The sequence below is a fragment of the Streptomyces kunmingensis genome (genome assembly GCF_039533535.1).
Classification (GTDB): domain Bacteria; phylum Actinomycetota; class Actinomycetes; order Streptomycetales; family Streptomycetaceae; genus Streptomyces; species Streptomyces kunmingensis.
This window is the reverse complement of record NZ_BAAATS010000047.1, coordinates 7,063-25,791: the sequence shown is the minus strand read 5'-3', so window position 1 is coordinate 25,791 and position 18,729 is coordinate 7,063. Positions and strand designations below refer to the sequence as shown.

Genomic DNA, 18,729 nt, shown 5'->3' with positions numbered 1-18,729 from the left:
TCCGCCCAACCGCCGCTACGTACTTGGGAGTCACCACAGTGACCGATGTGACCGGCGAAGCTGTCACCACCTCCGGCACCTCAACTGCCCCGGATGTTCTGCACACCCTGTTCCACTCGGACCAGGGCGGGCACGAGCAGGTCGTGCTCTGCCAGGACCGCGCGAGCGGCCTCAAGGCCGTCATCGCCCTCCACAACACCGCCCTGGGCCCGGCCCTCGGCGGCACCCGCTTCTACCCGTACGCCACGGAGGCCGAGGCCGTCGCCGACGCCCTGAACCTGGCGCGCGGCATGTCGTACAAGAACGCCATGGCCGGCCTCGACCACGGCGGCGGCAAGGCCGTGATCATCGGCGACCCCGCCGTGATCAAGAGCGAGGCGCTGCTGCTCGCCTACGGCCGCTTCGTGGCCTCGCTCGGCGGCCGCTACGTGACGGCCTGCGACGTCGGCACGTACGTGGCCGACATGGACGTGGTCGCGCGCGAGTGCCGCTGGACCACCGGCCGCTCCCCGGAGAACGGCGGGGCGGGCGACTCCTCCGTGCTCACCGCCTTCGGCGTCTTCCAGGGCATGCGGGCCAGCGCCCAGCACCTGTGGGGCGACCCGACGCTGCGCGGCCGCAAGGTCGGCGTCGCGGGCGTCGGCAAGGTGGGGTACCACCTGGTCGGGCATCTGCTGGAGGACGGCGCCGAGGTCGTCGTGACGGACGTGCGCGCGGAGTCCGTGCGCCGCGTCACGGACCAGTACCCCGGAGTCTCGGTCGTCGCGGACACGGACGCCCTGATCCGGGTGGAAGGCCTCGACATCTACGCCCCCTGCGCGCTCGGCGGCGCCCTGGACGACGACACCGTCCCGGTCCTCACCGCGAAGGTGGTCTGCGGCGCGGCCAACAACCAGCTCGCGCACCCGGGCGTCGAGAAGGACCTCGCCGACCGCGGGATCCTCTACGCCCCGGACTACGTGGTGAACGCCGGCGGCGTCATCCAGGTCGCCGACGAGCTGCACGGTTTCGACTTCGACCGGTGCAAAGCAAAGGCATCGAAGATCTTCGACACCACGCTTTCCATCTTCGCTCGCGCAAAGATGGATGGGATCCCGCCAGCCGCGGCGGCGGACCGCATCGCCGAACAGAGGATGGCGGAGGCGCGTTCCGGGCACTGATCGCGGCGGCTACGTAACGAGAGTCACGCCGATCGGCGGGTCGCCCGTCCAGAAGAGGTTAAAATCGCAGCTGACCAGCGAGGACAGGGCTCCTTGCTGGTCCTGCGCCAAGGCGCGTCCTGCGGGCGACGTACCGTATGGGCGTGGGCTCAGGTACCGTGGAAGCCCTACGGACCGGTCTCCTCACGGGGAGCCCGTTCTAGATCATGAACGCGTGTCAAGACTCTGGGGCCATCGAGCCCCGTATCCGAGGGGGTCGAGCCATGGGGCGCGGCCGGGCAAAGGCCAAGCAGACGAAGGTCGCCCGCCAGCTGAAGTACAGCAGCGGCGGGACTGATCTGTCGCGTCTGGCCAATGAGCTGGGCGCATCGACGTCGAACCCAGTATCGAATCAGCCGCCGAACGGCGAGCCTTTCGATGACGACGACGAGGAAGACGACCCGTACGCCCGCTATGCGGATCTGTACGACGAGGGCGAGGACGAGGACTCCGACGAGTCCGGTCCGTCGTCTCAGCGCCGCGGCGCTTGACCTCGTAACTGCACCGCCAGCACGTAGCTGATCTCTGCTGAGTGATTTCTGCTTACTGCTGTACTTCACCCGGTCCGGGGTGGTCACCACGCCGGACCGGGTTTTGTGCTGTCCGCACGATGCCCGCGAGGGGCACGTGCTCCTTGCTACTTCGCGTAGTCGCCCGTCAGCTCGGCGCCCGTGGTGTGCTCGCCGCGGTCGGTGATCTCGCCCGCCACCCAGGACTCGACGCCACGGTCGGCGAGGGTCGTGAGGGCGACCTCGACCGACTCCTGCGGCACGATCGCCATCATGCCCACGCCCATGTTCAGCGTCTTCTCCAGCTCCAGGCGCTCCACCTGACCGGCCTTGCCGACGAGGTCGAAGATCGCGCCCGGGGCCCACGTGGAACGGTTCACGGTGGCGTGCAGGCCATCCGGGATCACCCGGGCCAGGTTCGCCGCGAGGCCGCCGCCGGTGATGTGGCTGTAGGCGTGGACCTCGGTGGTGCTGGTGAGGGAGAGACAGTCCAGGGAGTAGATCTTCGTCGGCTCCAGGAGCTCCTCGCCCAGTGTCCGGCCGAGCTCGTCGACCTGCCGCTCGAGCTCCATCCCGGCACGCTCCAGGAGGACGTGGCGGACCAGTGAGTACCCGTTCGAGTGAAGACCGGACGACTCCATGGCGATCACCGCGTCACCCTTGCGAATGCGATTGGGGCCCAGGAGGTTGTCGTACTCCACGACTCCCGTGCCGGCGCCGGCGACGTCGAAGTCGTCCGGGCCGAGCAGGCCCGGGTGCTCCGCCGTCTCGCCGCCGACGAGGGCGCAGCCCGCCAGGACGCAGCCCTCGGCGATGCCCTTGACGATCGCCGCGACGCGCTCCGGGTGGACCTTGCCGACGCAGATGTAGTCGGTCATGAAGAGCGGCTCGGCGCCGCACACGACGATGTCGTCCATGACCATCGCGACGAGGTCGTGGCCGATGGTGTCGTAGACGCCGAGACGGCGGGCGATGTCGACCTTCGTGCCGACGCCGTCGGTGGCGGAGGCCAGGAGGGGCCGCTCGTACTTCTTGAGGGCGGAGGCGTCGAAGAGGCCGGCGAAACCGCCGAGGCCGCCGAGGACCTCGGGGCGCTGCGTCTTCTTCACCCACTCCTTCATCAGCTCGACGGCGCGGTCGCCCGCCTCGATGTCCACGCCCGCGGCGGCGTAGCTGGCACCGGTGCCCGCGTGCGGAGCACGCTCAGAAGACTCAGAAGACATGGGTGTGGGAGCTTTCGTGTCGGGGCTGCGGAGGTTACGGACGACGGATCGCGTCGTTCGCGGCCGTGGCCGCCGGACCCGCTGCCAGTTCCGTCTCCAGAAGCTGCTTGCCTAGCAGCTCGGGGTCGGGAAGGTCCATCGGGTACTCGCCGTCGAAGCAGGCGCGGCAGAGGTTCGGCTTGGCGATGGTGGTCGCCTCGATCATGCCGTCGATGGAGATGTACGAGAGCGAGTCGGCGCCCAGCGAAGTGCCGATCTCCTCGACCGACATGCCGTTGGCGATCAGCTCCGCGCGGGTCGCGAAGTCGATGCCGAAGAAGCAGGGCCACTTCACGGGCGGGGACGAGATCCGGATGTGGACCTCCGCCGCGCCCGCCTCGCGGAGCATGCGGACCAGGGCGCGCTGCGTGTTGCCGCGGACGATCGAGTCGTCGACGACCACGAGCCTCTTGCCCTTGATCACTTCCTTGAGCGGGTTCAGCTTCAGCCGGATGCCGAGCTGGCGGATCGTCTGGGAGGGCTGGATGAAGGTGCGGCCGACGTAGGCGTTCTTCACCAGGCCCGCGCCGAACGGGATCCCGCTCGCCTCGGCGTAGCCGATCGCGGCCGGCGTCCCGGACTCCGGGGTCGCTATGACGAGATCGGCCTCGGCGGGGGCTTCCTTCGCCAGGCGGCGGCCCATCTCCACACGGGAGAGGTACACGTTCCGGCCCGCGATGTCGGTGTCGGGGCGGGCCAGATAGACGTACTCAAAGACACAGCCCTTGGGCTTTGCTTCGGCGAAGCGGGACGTTCGCAGGCCGTTCTCGTCGATGGCGACGAACTCGCCGGCCTCGATCTCGCGGACGAACGAGGCGCCGCAGATGTCGAGCGCGGCGGACTCGGAGGCGACGACCCAGCCGCGCTCCAGGCGGCCGAGGACCAGCGGGCGGATGCCCTGCGGGTCACGGGCCGCGTACAGGGTGTTCTCGTTCATGAAGACGAGCGAGAAGGCGCCCTGAGCCTGGGGCAGCACCTTGGGTGCCGCCTCCTCTATGGTCAGCGGCTTGCCGTCGTCGTCGACCTGGCCCGCGAGCAGCGCGGTGATCAGGTCGGTGTCGTTCGTGGCGGCGACCTGCGTCGACCGCCCGTTCTCCTTGGGGAGGGCGGCGACCATCTCGGCGAGCTGCGCCGTGTTGACCAGGTTGCCGTTGTGGCCGAGCGCGATCGAGCCGTGCGCGGTGGCACGGAACGTCGGCTGGGCGTTCTCCCAGACGGAGGCTCCGGTGGTCGAGTAGCGGGCGTGACCGACCGCGATATGACCTTGCAGGGAGCTCAGGGACGTCTCGTCGAAGACCTGGGAGACGAGTCCCATGTCCTTGAAGACGAGGATCTGGGAACCGTTGCTGACCGCGATTCCCGCGGATTCCTGACCCCGGTGTTGGAGGGCGTAGAGCCCGAAGTAAGTGAGCTTGGCGACCTCTTCACCCGGAGCCCAGACACCGAAGACGCCGCAAGCGTCCTGGGGGCCCTTCTCGCCGGGGAGCAGATCATGATTGAGTCGACCGTCACCACGTGGCACGCCACCGAGTGTAGGCGAGATCGACCACGGGTCCGAATTGGGGATCGGCGCTTCCTACGTCTACGGGGCCCGTCCGCGGTTGGTGGAAGCCACCGGACGCGCGTAGCGCGGGGCGGCGCCGGAAGCTCGTCGGCCCCGGTATTTCAGGGCTCCGCCGCACTTCAGGGGGGTGGGCGGCGGGTCGGCCGGGGCTCGGGGCGCCGCCCGCGCCAAGTGTGACGGGACGCACGTCGTGCGTCCGGAGTGCGGACCGGGCGTTGACAGGTGTAGGTCACGCTCGGCATGGTCCTGGATCATGCAGCCCCTCCGTGACCGCACGGTCACCCTTGTGGAGCGCCGACACGTGGACCTCGTCCGTGTCGCCAGCGCGATCTGTCGCCGCGCCTGAACGCCTGTCGTGGCTGAATGCCTGTCGCGCCTGAACGCCAGTCGTGGCTGAACGCCTGTCGTGGCTGAACGCCTGTCGTGGCTGAACGCCTGTCGTGGCTGAACGCCTGTCGTGACTGAGCTGTCCCGTTGCACCCGGAACACCCGCGTTCCGCTCCTTTGCGCCGGAGGAGCGGGGCCTTTCCGCCCTTTTCCCTCCAGTTCATCCGGAGTCCCTCCATGTCTTCGCATGCCTCGAACCTGTCCCGGCGCGCTTTCGGCGGGGTGATCGGCGCCTCGGCGGGCGTCGCGGCGCTCGGCACGGCCGCCGCGCCCTCTTCTGCCTCCGCCGAAGCCGGGTCCATACCCGCATCCGTATCTGCATCCGCATCCGTCGAAGGCGAGTCCGCGCTCGCGGAGCGTCCGTTTCGCGCGGCCCCCGGCCGGCCCGCCAAGCGGCCCAACATCCTGTTCATCCTCGGTGACGACCTGGGCTGGGCCGACCTCTCCTCGTACGGCGCCCCGCACATCAAGACGCCGAACCTGGACAGGCTGGCCCGGCAGGGCGTCCGGTTCACCGACGCGTACAGCGGCTCCGCGACCTGCTCGCCGACCCGGTTCAGCCTCTACACGGGCCGCTATCCGGGACGTACCAAGGGCGGGCTCGCCGAGCCGATCGCCGACCGGTCCGTCGGGCTCGACCCGAACCACCCCACGCTCGCCTCGCTGCTGCGCGGCGCCGGGTACGCGACCGCGCTGATCGGCAAGTGGCACTGCGGCTATCTGCCGGACTACTCGCCGACCAAGTCCGGCTGGGACGAGTTCTTCGGCAACTTCGGCGGGGCCCTGGAGTACTACTCGAAGCTGGGGCTCGGCGGCGAGTACGACCTGTACGAGGGCGACGTGCGGGAGGGCGACGCCGAGTACAAGGACCTGCGGTACTACACACGGATCCTGACCGAGCGGGCGAGCGAGTACGTACGGCGGGATCACGGGGACAAGCCGTGGCTGCTCAACCTGAACTTCACCACCCCGCACTGGCCCTGGATAGCCGACGGGGACGAGGCGGAGAGCGCCGAGGTCGTACGGAGGATCAAGGCCGGGGACGGGCGGGCGCTGTTCCACACCGACGGCGGCTCCGTGGAGAAGTACACCGAGATGGTCCAGGATCTGGACCGGTCCGTCGGACAGGTGCTGAAGGCGCTCAAGGACTCCGGGCAGGAGAAGGACACCCTCGTCTTCTTCGCCTCGGACAACGGCGGCGAGCGCTTCTCCTACAACTGGCCGCTGTCCGGCAACAAGTCGTCCCTCCAGGAAGGCGGCATCCGCGTGCCGACGATCGTGCGCTGGCCCGCGCGGTTCGACGGCGGGCAGGTCAGCCACGAGCCCGTCTTCACGCCCGACTGGACGGCGACGCTCCTGGAGATCGGCGGGGCGCGGCCCGACCGGGCGTACCCGCTCGACGGCACCAGCCTCGCCGGGTATCTGCTGCGCGGCGAGAAGCCGGCCGGGCGTGACCTGTTCTGGCGGGTGCGCGGAGAGCGGGCCCTGCGGCGCGGCGACTGGAAGTACTACCGCGGCAAGAGCGGCACGGACCAGCTGTTCGACCTCTCCGCCGACCTGCGTGAACAGGCCGACCGGGCCGCCGACCGGCCGGAGCTGCTGGCCGAGCTGAAGGGCGTCTGGGAGAGGACGGACAAGGAGCTGCTTCCGTACCCGGCCTGAGAGCCCGTCTTCGCACCCCCGGCTGCGCCCCGGCACCCGGCACGCACGCTCGCCCGCGGGGCGTCACTTCGTCGCGGTGAAGCCGGCGCCGGTGCCGTCGGCCGCGATCAGGGTGAGGCCGTCGCCCTCGATCCGGTAGCTCGCCTTGCCGTCGAGGACCTTTCGCATCGCCTTCTCCAGGTCGGCGGCCTCGCCGACGCAGCCCATCCTGGTGCTGTTCAGCGGGCCGAAGGTGATGTGGCCGTCCTTGACGGTGGCCTTGGCGCGGCCGCTGTTGCAGCCGAGGCGGGCGCTGACCTTGCCGTCCTTGTCGAAGACGAGGCGGGCCCGGTTCTGCGCCGCCTTCGGCAGGGACTTCGCGACGTCGCCGGAGTGGAGGGTGTCGACCGTCCACTTGGTGCCGACGAGTGCGGCGTCCCGCTGGGCGGGCTGTTTCGCCAGGCTGATCGTGTCGCCGTTGGCACGGGTCAGCGTGAGACCGTCATCGCCCCGGGCCTTGACGGTGTTCTTGTCGGCGAGGGCGCGGGCGAGGGTCTTCTCGAACGCGCGCTGCTCGGTGTCGGCGCAGCCCATGAGAGTCGTCGTCGATTTGCCCAGGTCGACGCTGTCGTTGTCGACCTGGGCCTGCGCGTCGAAGTCGTTGCAGCCGTAGTTGCCGCGCACGCGCTCGTCCGAGACGAACTTCAGGTACGCGCCGTCCGGCGCTTTGGTCGTCGCCCCGTCCACCGTCACGCTCTCCACGGCCCAGTTGACGCCGGCGACCGGGGCGCCGCCGACCTTCACTGTGCCGGGTGCCTTCTCGTTTCCGCAGGCCGCGACGGTGGTGAGCGCGACCAGGGGGAGAGCTGCGGTGAACAGGGCGCGGGTGCTGCGTTGCGTGAACATGCCGATGTGACGGGACGGCCCCCCGGATCGGTTCCGTCCCCCGGATCCGAGGTGTCCCGCCGGGCGGTTCACGCCATGATCGGCAGGATCGCCGTCAGATCGGCTCGCTCGCCGCTCGCCCTGACGAGCGCGTCGTCGATCGCCACCGACCATCGCGTACGCCCTGTGGCCAGCCGGATCCAGGTCAGCGGGTCAGTCTCCACGACGTTCGGCGGGGTGCCGCGGGTGTGCCGCGGGCCCTCGACGCACTGGACGACGGCGAACGGCGGAATCCGGACCTCCGTCGAGGCGCCCGGCGCCTTCACGGCGAGCGCGTCGGCGAGCAGCCGCGTGCAGGCGGCCAGTGCCTGTCGGTCGAACGGCACATCGAGGCCGGGCACCGCGTCGTTCAGGTCGTCGGTGTGGACGACGAGTTCGACGGTACGGGTGACCAGGTAGTCGGCGAAGGACATGGCGCCGGCCCCCACCGGAAGCGGCCGGGCGTCGGCGGTGGCCTCCAGGTTCGCCACGAAGCGCTCCTCGGTCCGGGCGAGCAGCGCCGGGAGGTCGGGGTGGTCGAGCGCGAGGGACCGGCTGCGGTCGGCGATGCCCTCGGCGTTGACCGCTGTGGCGAACGGCCAGTCGAGCGCGGCGACCTCGGCCTTCGACGGTTCCGGCAGGGCGAGGGACCGGTCGACCGCGCCGAGCGCCATCGACAGGTGCGCGAGCAGTTCCCGCACCGTCCAGTCGCCGAGCCGCGTCGGCCCGGCGAGGTGCTCGGGCGTGAGCGTCTCGGCCGCCTTCCGTACGTTCCCGAACTGGGTCAGGACAGCGGTGCGGATCTTTGCGGAGGCGTAGGAACGCGTGCGCTTCTTGGCCGAGGCGCCCGTCCCGCCCCCGGTCGGCGAAGGATTCATGACGGCGACCCTACGCCCGCACCGCGCACCCGCTCAGGCCCCTTTTCGACCAGCGCGAACCCCCGCTCCCTGCCGCCCCGGCGGGCCGGGCCACGCTGGGCGGGCCTACGCCCGATCGGCAGCAGGCGCTGTAGCGGTCGGGTCCGTCGGAGCGGCCGGGCTCACAGCGGTCGGAGCGGTTGGCACGGTCGACACGGTCGGAGCCGTCGCAGCCGTAGGAGCCGTCGCAGCCGTAGGAGCCGTCGCAGCCGTAGGAGCCGTCGCAGCCGTAGGAGCCGTCGCAGTCGTAGGAGCAGTCGCAGTCGTAGGAGCAGTCGAACCGGTCGCAGCCGTCGTGAAGGTCTCGCCGTTCCCCGGTATCCCGACCCCGCGCCAGCGGAACGGGATACCGGCTGCCGAGTCCAGGTCGGGGCCGTCCATCAGCTGGAAGTGGACATGCGGCTCTGTCGAGTTCCCCGAGTTTCCGCAGTGGGCCAGCACCTGACCGGCCCGCACCCGGTCGCCGGGGCGCACCGTGAGGGAGCCGTGGCGCAGGTGCGCGTACATCGCGTACACCCCGTCCCCCAGGTCCAGCACGACGTGGTTGCCGACGATCCAGCCCGCGCCGCCCGCCTCCCGTACCGCGCTCTCCAGGAGCATCAAGTAGACGAGCGCGGGCCAGGAGTTGCGGCTGAGGTGGTCGCGGCGCCAGTCGGAGGCGCGGACGACCGTGGCGTCGGCGACGGCGTACAGCGATTCACCGAACGCCGGGAAGGCTTCGGGCCGCCGGGCTATCGGCCACACGGCGGCGAACCCGGGCCGTGGCCCTTCAGCCTCGGCCCCGCCCTCGGCCCTGACCTCACCCTCGGCCCCGGCCCCGGCTTGGTCCCTCTCCGCCACGATGTCGATCGCGTACGTCTGCCCGTACGCGTGCGTGCCGTGGCTCGGCACCTTGTCTGCCGGACTGTTCAACGCGGACCAGCGCCCGCGTACCGGCGGGGCGACCTCCACCGGCTCCTGGTCGGAACCTTTCGGGCGCGGCGTGGTCCGGCCGATGGCGAGGGCCAGCGCGAAGGCGAGCCCTCCCGGGACGAACGCCCAGCCCCAGGCCAGCGGCCAGGCGTCGAAGAGCTCTCCGACGATCATGGCAGCAAAGGCCAGTTGAAGCAGGCGATAGGACACCATCGCGGTCTTGCGTACGGTCATGACTCCCCCAGTTGGTGCTGCTCGTCCCTGTCGGTCAGGTCGTTTCTGTCGTCAGGCCGGCCGGGCCGCCGTCAGCGCCACCAGAAGCGGCACGACTCTTCCCGCCGGCACCTCGTAGCGCCCCCGTCCCGCGGAGCGCAGCCATCCGGCGGCGGTCAACTGCCGCAGGTGGTGGTAGATCTGCCCGCTGGTCCCCACGTCGTCGAGCTCGGCCAGCTCGGTGGCCGACGTACGGCCGCCGAGGACCTCGCGCAGCAGCCGGAGCCGCAACCCGTGCCCCAGCGCGGCGAACGCCTCGGCCACATCGGTCCAGTCGGACGCCAGCAGCTCATCGGTGACAGCGCCGTACTGCCACTCGTACGCACGGCCTCCCTCCGCGCCCGGCAGGCGGATCGCGCCGGTGAACAGCACCCCGCCGCTCGCGACATCCGTGAGCTGTTCCTTCAGCCCTTCGAGCGCCCAGAACGTGCCCGGAGCGACCGTCGGCGCCGCCGGACCGCTCGTGTGCCCGCTTTCCCACGCGTCGAGACGCCGCTCCAGCTCGGCGACCCGCCGCTCAAGATCCGTCATGCGTCGAGATTACGTAATTACGTAGAACCAAGCAATGCCCCGTTCGAGCGAACCGAACACCCGAGCACGAGCCGCTAACCGCGATCCGCGATCCGCGAACCGAACACCCGAATACCCGGACACGCCGAAGCCCCCCACCCGTCACGGGCAGGGGGCTTCGCCGAACCAACGGGACCCGGGAACTCAGGCCAGCAGCGCCGGAATCGTGTTCTCGTGCGCCTCGCGCAGCTCCGCCAGCGGCAGCGCGAACTCGCCCTGCACGTCCACCGTCGCCTCCTCGCCCGAACCGTCCACGACACCGATCCGGGTCACGGGCAGACCCCGCGCCCCGCACATGTCGTTGAACCGCAGTTCCTCGCTCCGCGGCACGGCGACGACCGCACGGCCCGCCGACTCGGAGAAGAGGAAGGTGAAGGCATCGAGGCCGTCCGGGACGATCAGCCGGGCGCCCTTGCCGCCGAGCAGCGCCGACTCGACCACGGCCTGGATCAGACCGCCGTCGGACAGGTCGTGCGCGGCGTCGATCATGCCGTCGCGGGAGGCGGAGATCAGGATCTCGCCGAGCAGGCGCTCGCGCTCCAGGTCGACGACCGGCGGCAGACCGCCGAGGTGGTCGTGGACCACCTGCGACCAGGCCGAACCGCCGAACTCCTCGCGGGTGTCACCGAGCAGGTAGAGGAGCTGGCCCTCTTCCCCGAACGCGACCGGCGTACGCCGCGCCACGTCGTCGATGACGCCGAGCACCGCGACGACCGGCGTCGGGTGGATGGCGGCCTCGCCCGTCTGGTTGTAGAGCGAGACGTTGCCGCCGGTCACCGGGGTGCCGAGCTGCAGGCAGCCGTCGGCGAGACCGCGGACGGCCTCCGAGAACTGCCACATGACGGCCGGGTCCTCGGGCGAACCGAAGTTCAGGCAGTCGGAGACCGCGAGGGGCTTGGCACCGGTGGTGGCGACGTTGCGGTACGCCTCCGCCAGGGCGAGCTGCGCGCCCGTGTACGGGTCGAGCTTCGCGAAGCGGCCGTTGCCGTCCGTCGCGATGGCGACACCGAGGCCGGTCTCCTCGTCGATGCGGATCATGCCCGAGTCCTCGGGCTGCGCGAGCACGGTGTTGCCCTGCACGAAGTGGTCGTACTGCGAGGTGATCCACTTCTTGGACGCCTGGTTCGGCGAGGAGACGAGCGCGAGGACCTGCGCCTTCAGCTCATCACTCGAAGAAGGGCGCGGCAGCTTGTTCGCGTCGTCGGCCTGGAGCGCGTCCTGCCACTCGGGGCGCGCGTAGGGGCGCTCGTAGACCGGACCGTCGTGCGCGACCGTGCGCGGGTCGACGTCGACGATCTTCTCGCCGTGCCAGAAGATCTCGAGGCGGTCGCCGTCGGTCACCTCACCGATGACGGTGGCGATGACGTCCCACTTCTCGCAGATCTCCAGGAAGCGGGCGACCTTCTCCGGCTCCACGACGGCGCACATGCGTTCCTGCGACTCGCTCATGAGGATCTCCTCAGGAGAGAGCGTGGAGTCGCGCAGCGGCACGTCGTCCAGCTCGACGCGCATACCGCCCGAGCCGTTCGACGCCAGCTCGCTGGTGGCACAGGAGATGCCGGCCGCGCCGAGGTCCTGGATGCCGACGACGAGCTTCTCGGCGAACGCCTCCAGGGTGCACTCGATGAGGAGCTTCTCCTGGAAGGGGTCACCCACCTGGACGGCGGGCCGCTTCGAGGGCTTGGCGTCGTCGAAGGTCTCGGAGGCCAGGATGGAGGCGCCGCCGATGCCGTCGCCGCCGGTCCTGGCGCCGTACATGATGACCTTGTTGCCGGCGCCGGACGCCTTGGCGAGGTGGATGTCCTCGTGCCGCATGACGCCGATCGCACCCGCGTTGACCAGCGGGTTTCCCTGGTAGCAGGCGTCGAAGACGACCTCGCCGCCGATGTTCGGCAGGCCCAGGCAGTTGCCGTAGCCGCCGATGCCGGCGACGACGCCGGGCAGCACGCGCTTGGTGTCGGGGTGGTCGGCGGCACCGAAGCGCAGCGGGTCGACCACGGCGACGGGACGCGCGCCCATGGCGATGATGTCGCGCACGATGCCGCCCACTCCTGTAGCCGCACCCTGGTAGGGCTCTACATAAGAGGGGTGGTTGTGGGACTCGACCTTGAAGGTGACGGCATAACCCTGGCCGACGTCCACCACACCGGCGTTCTCACCGATGCCGACGAGCATGGCGTCGGACTGGGGCGCCTTCTCGCCGAACTGGCGCAGGTGCACCTTGGACGACTTGTAGGAGCAGTGCTCGGACCACATGACCGAGTACATGGCGAGCTCGGCACCCGTGGGACGGCGGCCGAGGATCTCGACGACCCGCTCGTACTCGTCCTTCTTCAGGCCGAGTTCGGCCCAGGGCAGCTCGACGTCGGGGGTCTTGCTTGCGTTCTCTACGGTGTCGAGGCTCATGAGGCGGCGACCAGCTTCTTGAGGATCGAGGTGAAGAAGGGGAGGCCGTCGGTGCGGCCGCTCCCGACGAGGGGCTCCACGGCGTGCTCCGGGTGGGGCATCAGACCGACGACGTTGCCCGCCTCGTTCGTGATGCCGGCGATGTCACGGAGCGAACCGTTCGGATTGACGTCGAGGTACCGGAAGACGACACGGCCCTCCGCCTCCAGCATGTCGAGCGTGCGCTCGTCGGCGACGTACCGCCCGTCCATGTTCTTCAGCGGGATGTGGATCTCCTGGCCCGCCTCGTAGTCGGCGGTCCAGGCGGTGTCCGCACTCTCCACGCGCAGCTTCTGGTCGCGGCAGATGAAGTGCAGGTGGTCGTTGCCCAGCATGCCGCCCGGAAGCAGGTGGGCCTCGGTGAGGACCTGGAATCCGTTGCAGATACCGAGGACGGGAAGGCCCGCCTTCGCCTGGTCGATCAGCGTCTCCATGACCGGCGAGAAACGCGAGATGGCGCCCGCGCGCAGGTAATCGCCGTAACTGAATCCGCCCGGCAGGACGACCGCGTCGACCTGCTTCAGGTCCTTGTCCTTGTGCCACAGGGCAACCGGCTCGGCACCGGCCAGACGGATCGCGCGCTGGGTGTCCCGGTCGTCGAGGGAGCCAGGAAAGGTGACCACGCCAATACGAGCGGTCACTTTTCGGCCCCCACCGCGGAGGAAACGGGCTCTTCCGCGCCCGCGGCGTCTTCTACCTTCACGATGAAGTTCTCGATCACCGTGTTGGCGAGGAAGCTTTCCGCGAGCTCATGGATACGGGCGAGGGTGGCGTCATCCACCGGCCCGTCCACTTCGAGCTCGAATCGCTTTCCCTGGCGAACATCGGAGATGCCATCGAAACCGAGGCGCGGCAGCGCACGCTGCACCGCCTGGCCCTGGGGGTCGAGGATCTCCGGCTTGAGCATGACGTCGACTACGACGCGTGCCACTGGCACTCCCGGTGTGTGGTGCTGAGCAGGTCCGTTCAGCGTACCTGCCCAAATCTTCTACTCGCGTAGACGGTAGGAAGCTACGAGAGCCGGATCACATTACGGCAACGACATCAGATCCGCACGGAAAATTAAGGGAAAGAGTCCGGATAACCAACGTGACAGACACGCGGAGATTATTAACTGGTCTTCCCAGCACATTGCCGGGCAGGGTAAAAAGGAAATGGCGCATACAGGCAACCTGCCTGAACTCGGGAGCAGCATTGCCCGAGATCTGCCCAATCAGAGCTGGACAGTCGACATCACCGCACGTCAAAGCGGGGGTGCCGGACGAAGGGACCGATATTCGTGGCGCAGCGTGTCGTGGTCACTCTCTTTGACGACATCGACGGCGGAGAAGCGGCGGAAACGGTCGTCTTCGGTCTCGACGGCAGGTCGTACGAGATCGACCTCAATCAGGCCAATGCCGAAAAGCTCCGCGCGGCCCTGGCCCCGTACCTCCGGGCGGGCCGCAAGCAGTCCAGCAGGACCGGCAAGGCGTTCACGCACACCGACCTGAGCCCGGACCCCGCCGCCGTACGCGCGTGGGCCCGCTCGAACCGCTTCGACGTCCCGCCGCGCGGCCGGATCCCGAAGCGGGTCTACGAGGCGTTCGCCGAAGCCAACTGAGTACGCGACAGGCGTTCGCCGAAGCCGACTGAGCACGCGGCAGGCGTTCACCGAAGCCGACGGAGCACGCGGCAGGCGGAGCTTCCGGCCGGCCGGGCGCGCGGGCCGGCGCCGTCAGGAGCCCCTCGGAACAACCGACTTGCGCTGCACCCCCGCTGGTCGGCTAGAGTCTGGAGCACGCCGAGGGGCAAGGCCGAAAGGCCGAACCACACGGAGTACATGCGGGTGTAGTTCAGTAGTAGAACATCCCCCTTCCAGGGGGAAGGCGCAGTGTGCAATTCCTGTCACCCGCTCCGCATCGCGTACCGATCACTCTTCTGGGTGCGGTAGGCTGATGCTCGCGCCGCCCGGTGAAAGCCGGACGGAGGCAATGCGAACGTAGCTCAGTTGGTAGAGCGCAACCTTGCCAAGGTTGAGGTCGCCGGTTCGAACCCGGTCGTTCGCTCCAGTTCGAAAGGCCCCGGATCCCCTCGGATCCGGGGCCTTTCGCGTATCCCCACAGGCATCCCCACAGGCACGGTCCCCGGCTTCTGACATTTGTCATGTACGTCGATGACAGCGCGCACTGCCGGACGGACCCGGCCGCCCCGAGGCTGGATACATGACCAGCAACGAGCGCGTGATCGATGTCACTGATCTGCGCCGCGTGTACGGGGACGGCAAGCGGGGTTCCTTCGAGGCGGTGCGCGGAGTCAGCTTCTCCGTGGGCCGCGGCGAACTCTTCGCGCTCCTCGGCACCAACGGCGCGGGCAAGACCTCCACCGTCGAGCTCCTCGAAGGACTCGCGGCCCCCGCCGGCGGACAGGTGCGGGTGTTCGGCCACGACCCGCACACCGAACGCGACCGGGTACGGCCGCGGATCGGCGTCATGCTCCAGGAAGGCGGCTTCCCCGCCGAGCTGAACGTCGCCGAGACCGTACGGCTGTGGGCCGGCTGCACCAGCGGAGCACGCCCGGTCGGCGAAGCCCTGGACATGGTGGGGCTCGCCCACCGGCGCAAGGTCCGCGTCAAGCAGTTGTCCGGCGGCGAGAAGCGCCGCCTCGACCTCGCGCTCGCGCTGCTCGGACGGCCCGAAGTGCTCTTCCTCGACGAACCGACCACCGGACTCGACGCCGAAGGACGCCGGGAGACCTGGGAGTTGGTACGTACGCTGCGCACCGACGGCACGACCGTCCTGCTGACCACGCACTACCTCGAAGAGGCCGAGGCGCTCGCCGACCGGCTCGCCATCCTGCACGAAGGGCGGATCGCCGCCGAGGGCCGCGTCGACGAGGTCGTCGCCTCGCAACCCTCGCACATCGCCTTCGAGCTGCCCGACGGCTACCACGTGGGCGATCTGCCGCCGCTCGGCCGGCTCGGCGTGAGCGGACACGAACTGACCGGGCGCCTCGTCCGGCTCCGCACCGACGACCTCCAGCGGGCCGCCACCGGACTGCTGGTGTGGGCCAGGGACACGGGGGTCGAGCTGCGCCGGCTCGATGTGCGGGGAGCCTCCCTCGAAGAGGCGTTCCTGCGGATCGCGCGGGGCGCGAAGGACGGGACCGCGGAGCAGGGGACACAGAAGAACGAGCAGGCGAAGGAGGTGGCGGCGTGAGTACGGCGACGATGACGACCACCCCGGCGGGACGCCTGCGGGCGCTCGCGCGGGCCGAGCTGACGCTCATCGGACGGAGCAAGGGCGTGCTCATCAGCGCCCTGTTCGTCCCCCTGGTGCTGCCGTTCAGCGTCAGTGTGTCGCTCGACGAGAAGGCGCTGAAGGGGGCCGGACTCAGCGTCGGCGTGGTCATCCTGTCCGGGGCGATCGGCTTCTCGCTGCTGTTCGCCGTCTACAGCTCGCTGGTCAGCGTGTACGCGGCACGGCGCGAGGAACTGGTCCTCAAGCGGCTGCGGACCGGCGAGCTGCGCGACGCCGAGATCCTCGCCGGGGCGGCGCTGCCCCCCGTCGCGATCGGGCTCGCGCAGTGCGTCGTCCTGGCACTCGCCTGCACCGTCGCACTGGACGTGGGCGCACCCGCTGCACCTCAGTACGCCTTGCTGGGGCTCGTGTTGGGTATCCCGCTGTGTGTCGCGCTCGCCGCGGTGACCACCGTGGCCAGCCGCAGCGTCGAAAGCGCCCAGGTCGCCTCGATGCCGATGCTGATCATCTCGATGCTCGGCTCCGGCACGTTCGCCCCGCTGGAGGTCATGCCGGACAAGCTGGCCTCCCTCTGCGAGCTGCTGCCCCTCACCGGACCGCTCACCCTGATCCGCGGCGGCTGGAGCGGCGAGCTGTCCTCCTACGACGCGCTGGGTGCCCTCCTCACGTCGGTGGCCTGGATCATTCTCGCGGTGTTTGCTGTACGACGGTGGTTCCGGTGGGAGCCGCGGCGGTGAAGCGGGCAGGAGCGTAACTGTGCGGATGCGAGGCCGGTGGCGGGAGCGCAGCAAGGTCGAGCGGGTCGAATGGCAGAGCCGGCTCATGCTGCGCTCGGTGAACTGGGCGTACCTGGTCGCCTGGTCGGGCCCGACGCTCGTCGGGTCCCTCCGCCACGACGCGGTCGCGGTCGCCCTGGGCTGCGCGCTGGCCGTGGTCAACGTCGTCCAGTGCGTCGTCGCCCACTTCCACCTGCGCGGCGCCCTCGACCAGTACCTGGGGCGCGGCCCCGTGTCCCCCGCCCTGTCCCGCACGGCGGCCGGGCTCCTCGTGACGGCGCTCGGCCTGATCGCCGCGCTCACCGCGACGGACAGTGTGAAGGACGGCCTGATCGCCCTGCCGCTGCTGTTCGCGCCGATGCCGTTCTGCTGCGCCTACGTCCTGACCGTGCCGGTCCGCACGTTCCTGCGGCAGAGCGGTGTGGGCGTCGTGGCGGCGCTCGGGCTGTTCGCCGCCGTGGGCTCGAGCCTCGGCAGACTGCTCGCACTCGCCGTCGTACTGGGTCTCAGCATCCCGCTGGAGCTGCTGACCGCGCGGTGCAGCGCCTGGAACCTCTCCGTCATGTGGGAGTCCGAGCACGCCCGCGAGGTCGAGGCCCGGCTCGCCGTCGCCGAGGAACGGCTGCGGTTCGGCCGGGATCTGCACGACGTCATGGGCCGCAATCTCGCCGTGGTCGCCCTCAAGAGCGAACTGGCCGTCCAGCTGGCCCGGCGCGGCCGGACCGAGGACGCGGTGACACAGATGATCGAGGTGCAGCGCATCGCCCGGGATTCGCAGAAGGAGGTACGCGATGTCGTACGGGGATATCGCGAGGCCGACCTCGAGGCCGAACTGGGCGGTGTACGGGGCGTGTTGAGTGCTGCCGGGATCGACTGCACGGTGACCGGGTCCGCCGCGGGGCTGCCGCCCGAGGTGCAGTCCGTGCTCGGCTGGGTGGTCCGGGAGGCCACGACGAACGTGCTGCGGCACGGGGACGCGAAGTCCTGCCGGGTACGGCTCGAGAACGGGACGCGGCAGGTCGTGCTGACGGTGGAGAACGACGGGGTCGGCAACACCGGCGAGGCCGGCACGGCCGTCTCCGGCAACCGCGGCTCGGGCCTAGCGGGACTACGGGAGCGGCTGGCCGCGCTGGAAGGGACGTTGGAGGCGGGAGTGGTGAGCGAAGGGGTGTTCCGGGTGACGGCATCGGTACCGTTGACGGCGGCGGGGGATGCCGCGAAGGCGGCGGGAGTGCCGGCGGCGGACGCGGCGGAAACGGCCGGGGCACCGGCTGCGGATGCCGCGGACGTGACGGGCGGGCCGGTGGCGGAGGCCGGTGAGGTGGCGGGCGGGGGCGAGTCGGTTCGGGCGCGGTGGGCTGAAGGTGTGCGATGACCTTGCGTGTGCTGCTCGCCGATGACGAGCACCTTATTCGTGGCGCCCTCGCCGCCCTGCTCGCGCTGGAGGAGGACCTGGTCGTCGTCGCCGAGGCCGCCACCGGGCCCGAGGCACTCGCCATGGCCCGGGCGCACGCGCCGGACGTCGCCGTACTCGATCTGCAGATGCCGGGCGCGGACGGTGTGAGTGTCGCCACAACGCTCCGCGCCGAACTGCCCGGCTGCCGCACCATGATCGTGACCAGCCACGGCCGCCCGGGGCATCTGAAGCGGGCCCTCGCGGCCGGCGTAAGAGGCTTCGTACCGAAGACCGTGAGCGCGCAGCGGCTCGCCGAGATCATCAGGACCGTGCACGCCGGAAACCGGTATGTGGACCCGGAGTTGGCGGCCGACGCGATCTCGGCCGGGGATTCGCCGCTGACCGCGCGCGAGGCGGAGGTCCTGGAGTTCGCCGCCGACGGAGCGCCGGTGGCGGAGATCGCCGAGCGGGCGGCCCTGTCGCAGGGGACCGTACGGAACTATCTGTCGTCGGCCGTCTCGAAGCTCGGCGCCGAGAACCGGCACGCGGCGGTGCGGATCGCACGTGAGCGAGGTTGGGTATAGTAGGCGTCGCGCTTCGGCGCACAGAGCACCGCGAAAGCGGCGCTTTGCGAACGTAGCTCAGTTGGTAGAGCGCAACCTTGCCAAGGTTGAGGTCGCCGGTTCGAACCCGGTCGTTCGCTCCATCAAGTCGAGAG

General features: G+C 69.9%; 17 protein-coding genes, 3 tRNA genes and 1 pseudogene. 12 read left to right on the top strand and 9 right to left on the bottom strand.

Features of this window, described 5'->3' with window-relative positions:
* Positions 1 to 38: 38 nt before the first annotated feature.
* Positions 39 to 1,160, top strand: a complete 1,122-nt coding sequence (locus tag ABD366_RS39365) for a Leu/Phe/Val dehydrogenase (RefSeq protein WP_324774072.1) — start codon at positions 39 to 41, stop codon at positions 1,158 to 1,160.
* A gap of 263 nt (positions 1,161 to 1,423) precedes the next feature.
* A complete protein-coding gene (locus tag ABD366_RS39360; protein ID WP_324774074.1) occupies positions 1,424 to 1,690 on the top strand; it encodes a DUF3073 domain-containing protein in 267 nt (88 codons plus the stop codon).
* A gap of 146 nt (positions 1,691 to 1,836) precedes the next feature.
* Here ABD366_RS39360 and purM read toward each other — a convergent pair whose 3' ends face one another.
* Positions 1,837 to 2,931: a phosphoribosylformylglycinamidine cyclo-ligase gene (purM, locus tag ABD366_RS39355; protein WP_324774076.1), complete on the bottom strand. Its 1,095-nt coding sequence runs from the start codon at positions 2,929 to 2,931 to the stop codon at positions 1,837 to 1,839.
* 34 nt (positions 2,932 to 2,965) lie between these two features.
* Positions 2,966 to 4,492 (bottom strand): amidophosphoribosyltransferase, encoded by a 1,527-nt coding sequence (gene purF / locus ABD366_RS39350; protein WP_324774078.1) that lies wholly within the window; start codon positions 4,490 to 4,492, stop codon positions 2,966 to 2,968.
* Positions 4,493 to 4,787: 295 nt separating this feature from the next.
* On the opposite strand from purF, the gene ABD366_RS43710 reads away from it, so the two are divergent.
* Positions 4,788 to 4,880: a putative leader peptide gene (locus ABD366_RS43710; protein WP_363197895.1), complete on the top strand. Its 93-nt coding sequence runs from the start codon at positions 4,788 to 4,790 to the stop codon at positions 4,878 to 4,880.
* A gap of 218 nt (positions 4,881 to 5,098) precedes the next feature.
* On the top strand, positions 5,099 to 6,583 hold the full coding sequence (locus ABD366_RS39345) for a sulfatase family protein (RefSeq protein ID WP_324774080.1): 1,485 nt from the start codon (positions 5,099 to 5,101) through the stop codon (positions 6,581 to 6,583).
* A gap of 63 nt (positions 6,584 to 6,646) precedes the next feature.
* On the opposite strand, the gene ABD366_RS39340 is transcribed toward ABD366_RS39345, so the two are convergent.
* The 7 genes and pseudogenes from ABD366_RS39340 to purS form a co-directional block, all read right to left on the bottom strand.
* Entirely contained in the window at positions 6,647 to 7,468 is an 822-nt protein-coding gene (locus ABD366_RS39340) for an META domain-containing protein (RefSeq protein ID WP_324774082.1), read from the bottom strand.
* Positions 7,469 to 7,536: 68 nt separating this feature from the next.
* On the bottom strand, positions 7,537 to 8,364 hold the full coding sequence (locus ABD366_RS39335; RefSeq protein WP_324774084.1) for a maleylpyruvate isomerase family mycothiol-dependent enzyme: 828 nt from the start codon (positions 8,362 to 8,364) through the stop codon (positions 7,537 to 7,539).
* 306 nt (positions 8,365 to 8,670) lie between these two features.
* Positions 8,671 to 9,549: pseudogene (locus tag ABD366_RS39330) on the bottom strand (M23 family metallopeptidase); the annotation flags it as partial.
* A gap of 51 nt (positions 9,550 to 9,600) precedes the next feature.
* Positions 9,601 to 10,119, bottom strand: a complete 519-nt coding sequence (locus tag ABD366_RS39325; protein WP_324774086.1) for an ArsR family transcriptional regulator — start codon at positions 10,117 to 10,119, stop codon at positions 9,601 to 9,603.
* 183 nt (positions 10,120 to 10,302) lie between these two features.
* The gene (gene purL, locus ABD366_RS39320) at positions 10,303 to 12,564 is read right to left on the bottom strand and encodes a phosphoribosylformylglycinamidine synthase subunit PurL (protein ID WP_324774088.1); all 2,262 of its coding nucleotides are present in this window, start codon (positions 12,562 to 12,564) and stop codon (positions 10,303 to 10,305) included.
* The gene (purQ, locus tag ABD366_RS39315) at positions 12,561 to 13,244 is read right to left on the bottom strand and encodes a phosphoribosylformylglycinamidine synthase subunit PurQ (RefSeq protein ID WP_324774090.1); all 684 of its coding nucleotides are present in this window, start codon (positions 13,242 to 13,244) and stop codon (positions 12,561 to 12,563) included. The genes purL and purQ overlap by 4 nt, the downstream gene beginning before the upstream one ends.
* Entirely contained in the window at positions 13,241 to 13,540 is a 300-nt protein-coding gene (gene purS, locus ABD366_RS39310) for a phosphoribosylformylglycinamidine synthase subunit PurS (protein ID WP_324774092.1), read from the bottom strand. The genes purQ and purS overlap by 4 nt, the downstream gene beginning before the upstream one ends.
* A gap of 342 nt (positions 13,541 to 13,882) precedes the next feature.
* On the opposite strand from purS, the gene ABD366_RS39305 reads away from it, so the two are divergent.
* From ABD366_RS39305 to ABD366_RS39270, 8 genes are all read left to right on the top strand, one after another.
* Positions 13,883 to 14,203 (top strand): histone-like nucleoid-structuring protein Lsr2, encoded by a 321-nt coding sequence (locus ABD366_RS39305; RefSeq protein WP_324774094.1) that lies wholly within the window; start codon positions 13,883 to 13,885, stop codon positions 14,201 to 14,203.
* A gap of 221 nt (positions 14,204 to 14,424) precedes the next feature.
* Positions 14,425 to 14,496 (top strand) — tRNA-Gly (locus ABD366_RS39300).
* A gap of 79 nt (positions 14,497 to 14,575) precedes the next feature.
* A tRNA-Gly gene (locus ABD366_RS39295) sits at positions 14,576 to 14,651 on the top strand.
* Between the two features lie 153 nt (positions 14,652 to 14,804).
* A complete protein-coding gene (locus ABD366_RS39290; protein ID WP_324774096.1) occupies positions 14,805 to 15,797 on the top strand; it encodes an ABC transporter ATP-binding protein in 993 nt (330 codons plus the stop codon).
* 11 nt (positions 15,798 to 15,808) lie between these two features.
* Complete coding sequence (locus tag ABD366_RS39285; protein ID WP_324774104.1) at positions 15,809 to 16,576, top strand: ABC transporter permease; 768 nt, start codon at positions 15,809 to 15,811, stop codon at positions 16,574 to 16,576.
* 25 nt (positions 16,577 to 16,601) lie between these two features.
* Positions 16,602 to 17,990 carry a sensor histidine kinase gene (locus ABD366_RS39280; protein ID WP_324774106.1) on the top strand — a complete coding sequence of 463 codons (1,389 nt, stop codon included), beginning with the start codon at positions 16,602 to 16,604 and terminating at the stop codon, positions 17,988 to 17,990.
* Positions 17,987 to 18,595: a response regulator transcription factor gene (locus ABD366_RS39275; RefSeq protein WP_324774098.1), complete on the top strand. Its 609-nt coding sequence runs from the start codon at positions 17,987 to 17,989 to the stop codon at positions 18,593 to 18,595. Before ABD366_RS39280 ends, ABD366_RS39275 begins: the two co-directional genes overlap by 4 nt.
* Positions 18,596 to 18,641: 46 nt before the next feature.
* Positions 18,642 to 18,717, top strand: a tRNA-Gly gene (locus ABD366_RS39270).
* The last annotated feature ends 12 nt before the right edge of the window (positions 18,718 to 18,729 follow it).

What these genes read in the sequence shown, in the direction of transcription:
- purL (WP_324774088.1), bottom strand. Translation starts at nt 12,564, where the DNA reads ATGAGCCTCGACACCGTAGAGAACGCAAGCAAGACCCCCGACGTCGAG.
- ABD366_RS39325 (WP_324774086.1), bottom strand. Translation starts at nt 10,119, where the DNA reads ATGACGGATCTTGAGCGGCGGGTCGCCGAGCTGGAGCGGCGTCTCGAC.
- ABD366_RS43710 (WP_363197895.1), top strand. Translation starts at nt 4,788, where the DNA reads ATGCAGCCCCTCCGTGACCGCACGGTCACCCTTGTGGAGCGCCGACAC.
- ABD366_RS39345 (WP_324774080.1), top strand. Translation starts at nt 5,099, where the DNA reads ATGTCTTCGCATGCCTCGAACCTGTCCCGGCGCGCTTTCGGCGGGGTG.
- ABD366_RS39340 (WP_324774082.1), bottom strand. Translation starts at nt 7,468, where the DNA reads ATGTTCACGCAACGCAGCACCCGCGCCCTGTTCACCGCAGCTCTCCCC.
- ABD366_RS39360 (WP_324774074.1), top strand. Translation starts at nt 1,424, where the DNA reads ATGGGGCGCGGCCGGGCAAAGGCCAAGCAGACGAAGGTCGCCCGCCAG.
- purM (WP_324774076.1), bottom strand. Translation starts at nt 2,931, where the DNA reads ATGTCTTCTGAGTCTTCTGAGCGTGCTCCGCACGCGGGCACCGGTGCC.
- ABD366_RS39285 (WP_324774104.1), top strand. Translation starts at nt 15,809, where the DNA reads ATGACGACCACCCCGGCGGGACGCCTGCGGGCGCTCGCGCGGGCCGAG.
- ABD366_RS39290 (WP_324774096.1), top strand. Translation starts at nt 14,805, where the DNA reads ATGACCAGCAACGAGCGCGTGATCGATGTCACTGATCTGCGCCGCGTG.
- ABD366_RS39335 (WP_324774084.1), bottom strand. Translation starts at nt 8,364, where the DNA reads ATGAATCCTTCGCCGACCGGGGGCGGGACGGGCGCCTCGGCCAAGAAG.
- ABD366_RS39280 (WP_324774106.1), top strand. Translation starts at nt 16,602, where the DNA reads ATGCGAGGCCGGTGGCGGGAGCGCAGCAAGGTCGAGCGGGTCGAATGG.
- ABD366_RS39275 (WP_324774098.1), top strand. Translation starts at nt 17,987, where the DNA reads ATGACCTTGCGTGTGCTGCTCGCCGATGACGAGCACCTTATTCGTGGC.